The organism is Pyrinomonas methylaliphatogenes (genome assembly GCF_000820845.2).
Lineage (GTDB): Bacteria > Acidobacteriota > Blastocatellia > Pyrinomonadales > Pyrinomonadaceae > Pyrinomonas > Pyrinomonas methylaliphatogenes.
In genome coordinates this window covers 1-4532 of the sequence record NZ_CBXV010000011.1, presented here as the reverse complement: position 1 = coordinate 4532, position 4532 = coordinate 1, and the positions used below count along the sequence as shown (strand labels likewise).

Sequence of the window (4532 nt, the reverse complement as noted above, 5' to 3'; positions counted from 1 at the left end):
GTGCAGGGGCGGTTATTGGCGGTGAGATTTTGCGGGGGGATCGTTTTACTGCGTCGGTCGTCGATGAGGGAGAGAGAGCTTCTTGACCCTTTGTGGATTTTTGTCTAAGTTTACACCTCTTTTGGCGAGAGTTTCTTTCAGCGGATCTAAGCCAGCAAAGTAGCAGTTCGTTATCGCCGCTATGTTTCACAGTTGTGGGGATTGAGGGCAAGTGGGTAGGGGAAGGCGGCGCGTTGTTTGAGAGGGGGGCTAAGCTGCGCGTGGTAGGGTGAGGTGAATTGACATGATATTGCTGGCTGGTGATGTAGGTGCATCGGGATGCTGTGGTGAAGAGGTGAGCGGTTGACGGACGAGGCGGGGAATGTGGTGGCGGTGGTGGAGTTGGATCCGTGGGGCGGGGAGACAGAGAGGAGCGAGAACCCACGGTATCATCCGTATGTGTATGGGGGGTATGAGCGGGATGGGAATTGGAGCGATCAGGCGCAGCGGAGGGTGTATCATGGGTGGTATTCGCGGTTCTATCAACCGGATCCATGGGAAGGTAGTTATGACCTGACGGATCCGCAGTCGTTCAACCGGTATGCTTATGTGCAGAATGATCCGGTAAACTACGTGGATCCGACAGGGATGCTGACGGTGGGTCCGGTCAACGGGGTGCAGCTTGGGGTAGTGACGGTGAGAGCCGATGCTGGGCCTGACTGGACGGCGTTATGGGAGTTATGGATGTTTGGGATGCAGATGGATCAGCGGTTGCTGCCGCCGTTGATTGATGGGCCGCCGGAGTTGCCAGCAGCTACACTGCCGCAGAATCCAGTCGATGTGAGCAAACTTGGTGAACCGCCACTTACTCCCTGTGAGAAGTCATTGGCTGCTACCGCACCCACGACTTTTCATGACGATATTCCTCTGCTCCTAGCTGAAACAAGACGGCAAGGATTAACTGCGGCACAAATTGCCTACGTGCTGGCAACAGCGCAACACGAGACAGATCAAGGGAGAACTCTGACTGAGTATGCCTCTGGTAGAGCTTATGAGGGAAGAAAGGATTTGGGAAACACGCAACCCGGTGACGGGCCACGGTACAAAGGGCGTGGTTATGTTCAGCTGACGGGGCGGAGGAACTACCAATTTTACTCGGATTTACTCGGGGTAGATTTGATAGACAATCCAGAACTCGCAGCTGATCCGCAAATCGCAGCCTTTATTACGATTCATGGAATGATGAATGGAGTTTTCACCGGCATAAAGCTGAGCCGCTATGTCAACGATAGAAGAACAGATTTTGTCAACGCTAGGAGAGTGGTGAATGGTTTGGATCGGGCTCGCCTAATAGCTAGGTATGCGCGGGGATATTTACGCGCCTTGGGTGCTTGTTAGAAAGAAGATCGCTATGCCGAAGCTACAACTATTTGTGATGTCGCTTGGGGTTTGTTTGATTTTGCATGGTTATGATGACTCCGTTATGCTTAAGAAAATAAATGGGTTTGCTGGCTCAAATGCGGCACCACATTCAATCCTGCTATGTTCTTGTATAAGCTGGCGGCAGCATTGTGCATCTCCTTTTACGCAGACGACCATAAAAATCAATCCGGTCTTCGTTCCTATCTTGCCTCTGTTGCGACAGAGAACACATGTTCCGCTCAGGCTGCCTACATACCTTGCGGCAGAAGGTGAAGGACGTCAGCTTTATGCTATCGTTGAACAAGTAACGTTTTCCCGGTATGAAATTCAGCTAGCTTTTACTAAGGACTGTACAGGTGGCAATGCCTGCCGTTATGGGATGATCTCCGGGCATGTAGCTAAGGGAGCGAGGCGAGTGAAAGGGAAGGTCGTGCGGCTAGATCGAGGGATAGTCGGGCGTTTTGTTGATGCCGTGTGCGGTGCTGTTTGCTCAGATTCAACGTTGACCTGGGATCAAGACGGCTATCGATACACGGTGGGTATTAAAGCTGCAGACATGGGAACCTTAATGAAAGTAGCCAACTCAGCGATAAACAATAAGCCTGTCGTGCCGTAATGACTAAGACTCCTTACAGTTATCTCAGACATTTAGATAAGGTTCAACTTGGATCCGACCGTTAGGTTAGTGTCAAGAGCGCTGGAGAGTTGTTGGCATGACATCGAGTGGGGGAAGTGCGTTAAGCGCCCTGTGATCCAGTGGTGAAGAGTCAGCGGTTGACGGACGAGGCGGGGAGTGTGGTGGCGGTGGTGGAGTTGGATCCGTGGGGCGGAGAGACGGACAGAAGTGTGAACCAGAGGCAGCAGCCATATCGGTACACGACGTACGAGCGGGATGGCGACGGAGTGGATCAGGCGCTGATGAGGAGCTACCACGGGTGGTATTCGCGATTCGAGCTGCCCTGCCTGGACTTTCCCAGCGGTCACCAGAGGCACATCAAAAGCACGAATGTGCTGAAGCGGCCTTTTCAGGAAGTAAAGCGGAGGACCAAGGTGGTGGGCGTGTTTCCGAACGAGGAGAGCCTGGCCAACCTGGCTACGGTGGTGATGCTTAGGGCGAGTGAAGATTGGGCGTTCAGGCGTTACATGGACATGGCTCCGCTCTCTCGCCGCGGAAGAGAAACCCACAAAAATCGTGACTTGACTGACTCCCTAGATGTACATCTCCCAGACAGCCTCTTCCACCTCTCCAGTCATGTTGGTTGTACCGCTCAAAGAGCTTGGTCAGAAAGGTCTCTTCTCAGTCTCGGAGCTGCGCCCATTTGTTCAATCTTGCCCGTGCGCCGTGTGATCGAGTATCGTAGCTGTTGTGGTCGCGCGTGGCGGTCGGGTGTTCGTTCAAGGTGGGCGGGCGGTCAGGTGATTAGTCCCCTCCTCATTACAGCACGTGCTCGATGGTCGCCCTCACCCCTTCGTGAATATGCCAACTGGTCTCCTCTGCGGTGAACCTCTTGATCTCTTCTTAGTTCACCCAGACGCTTCGCCCACAAAATAGCCGACACTGCCGAACGAGGTTGGAGACTTGATGTTGCAGAGTGGGTCTAACTTCATGGCTGGACTTTTAGCCGATGCGACTTGCGAGTTCTGCGAAAAATGCCGCAGGCGTGGCGATCCGTAACCCTGTGCGTCGGGCAACGGCTGACGAAAAGTGTTTAGTGTTATGTGTCAATAGCCAGTCGGGTTGGCTGTGGATTGCTGAAACGAGCACTGGCACATCAGCCGGATGGCGAATCAGATGGCGTGCCGCGATGACAGCTTCTTCACTCGGGTAAGGGACCAGCTCAGGGCGCGTCAGTTTAATCAACTTCGCATAGTCGGCGAGCAGCTTGTCTACCTCTCGAGCACCCAGCCGAGCGGTATGCAGCAAGAGATTCTCTTCGACTTCATCGCGCACGACTTCGGCCAACACTAGTTGGCAGATGCGTGCCGCACACAGCGATAAGACGGCGCGATCCAAGCCCCAGCGCGCAACGATCCCACCGATCAACACATTGGAATCGAGAAAAAGCCGCGCGCGCTTTCTCACCTTCTCCTCTTCGCTTGTGATCGATTGGAGTTGCGCCGCAACAATTGCGGATAGCGGCGAGCGAAGACGCGCTCGCGCGCTTGCTGGAGCGTTGCTTGCAGATCAACTTCTGTAATGCCAGCTTGTTCCAGAGTCGCAGCAATAGCATCGCACAGCTTTTGGAATCTCGTCTGTTCCGGCATGAGAATAAGTCCATTACCGATGCGCAAGACAGCAAAGGGCGCGCCTGCTTTTATTCCCAGCGCGTCACGGTACTGTTTAGGGATGGTGACTTGACCTTTCTCCCCGATGTGCGTGGTGGACAGATACTCGACTAGCGACGATGGACTGGACATTAAACTCCTCCCGTGCGTTGGCTCTGGGGTTCTAAGGTATGAATATCTTACCAAATTTCGCGTAAGGGAGGCCAGTGATCTTCACGTAGGGCTAGCAGGCATCGGGGCTAGCTTGGCATCTGGTAGGTGATGGTGCTGGCGGGTGGCAGTGGACGAAGCAGGAGTACGATTGGCAGGGGCGGGTGACGCTGACGATTAATCCTGATGGGAGCACACGTGAGTTAAGTTACACTGGCTGCGGGTGCGCAGGCGGTGAAGTGATTACGAGCAGAGATGAACGAGGTCGAAGGAAGCGGCTCTACAAGGATGTGCTGGGCAGACTCACCAGAGTTGAAGAACTCAACTGGGACGGGAGCGTCTATGCGACAGCCTGGTACAGCTACAACGGGCGTGATCAGCTTGTGCAGATCAATCACGAGGGGCAGGTGCGGACGTTCGAGTATGATGGGCATGGGCGGTTGTGGAGAAGGACCACTCCTGAACAAGGGCAGACGATCTATAGCTACAATGCGGATGATACGGTGAACACGATCACTGATGCACGTGGAGCGAGTCAGACGTTTCAGTACAACGGGCGGCACTTGGTGACGGCGATCAACTATGGCGTTCCACAAGGAGTGGCTCCCACTGCGAACGTGCAGTATGGGTATGATGAAGGAGGGAATCGGGTGTGGATGGAGGACGGGATGGGGCGGGTGGATTACGAGTACGAT

Annotated in this window: 5 protein-coding genes and 1 pseudogene; 4 read left to right on the top strand and 2 right to left on the bottom strand. The window is 54.1% G+C overall.

Annotated elements, in window-relative coordinates:
- The first annotated feature begins 342 nt into the window (after positions 1-342).
- The 3 genes from PYK22_RS17090 (at position 343) to PYK22_RS18420 (ending at position 2904) form a co-directional block, all read left to right on the top strand.
- Positions 343-1377 (top strand): RHS repeat-associated core domain-containing protein, encoded by a 1035-nt coding sequence (locus tag PYK22_RS17090; protein ID WP_060635815.1) that lies wholly within the window; start codon positions 343-345, stop codon positions 1375-1377.
- Between the two features lie 13 nt (positions 1378-1390).
- Positions 1391-2017 carry a hypothetical protein gene (locus PYK22_RS17700; RefSeq protein ID WP_157770942.1) on the top strand — a complete coding sequence of 209 codons (627 nt, stop codon included), beginning with the start codon at positions 1391-1393 and terminating at the stop codon, positions 2015-2017.
- A gap of 302 nt (positions 2018-2319) precedes the next feature.
- Entirely contained in the window at positions 2320-2904 is a 585-nt protein-coding gene (locus tag PYK22_RS18420; RefSeq protein ID WP_408003174.1) for a transposase, read from the top strand.
- A 115-nt stretch (positions 2905-3019) separates the two neighbouring features.
- Here the strand turns inward: PYK22_RS18420 and PYK22_RS16070 are convergent, their stop codons facing one another.
- The gene (locus PYK22_RS16070) at positions 3020-3484 is read right to left on the bottom strand and encodes a PIN domain-containing protein (protein WP_041979492.1); all 465 of its coding nucleotides are present in this window, start codon (positions 3482-3484) and stop codon (positions 3020-3022) included.
- The gene (locus PYK22_RS17385) at positions 3481-3819 is read right to left on the bottom strand and encodes an AbrB/MazE/SpoVT family DNA-binding domain-containing protein (protein WP_083437950.1); all 339 of its coding nucleotides are present in this window, start codon (positions 3817-3819) and stop codon (positions 3481-3483) included. Before PYK22_RS17385 ends, PYK22_RS16070 begins: the two co-directional genes overlap by 4 nt.
- Before the next feature lie 182 nt (positions 3820-4001).
- On the opposite strand from PYK22_RS17385, the pseudogene PYK22_RS16060 reads away from it, so the two are divergent.
- Positions 4002-4532: pseudogene (locus PYK22_RS16060) on the top strand (hypothetical protein); the annotation flags it as partial.

What these genes read in the sequence shown, in the direction of transcription:
- PYK22_RS17700 (WP_157770942.1), top strand. Translation starts at nt 1,391, where the DNA reads ATGCCGAAGCTACAACTATTTGTGATGTCGCTTGGGGTTTGTTTGATT.
- PYK22_RS18420 (WP_408003174.1), top strand. Translation starts at nt 2,320, where the DNA reads ATGAGGAGCTACCACGGGTGGTATTCGCGATTCGAGCTGCCCTGCCTG.
- PYK22_RS17385 (WP_083437950.1), bottom strand. Translation starts at nt 3,819, where the DNA reads ATGTCCAGTCCATCGTCGCTAGTCGAGTATCTGTCCACCACGCACATC.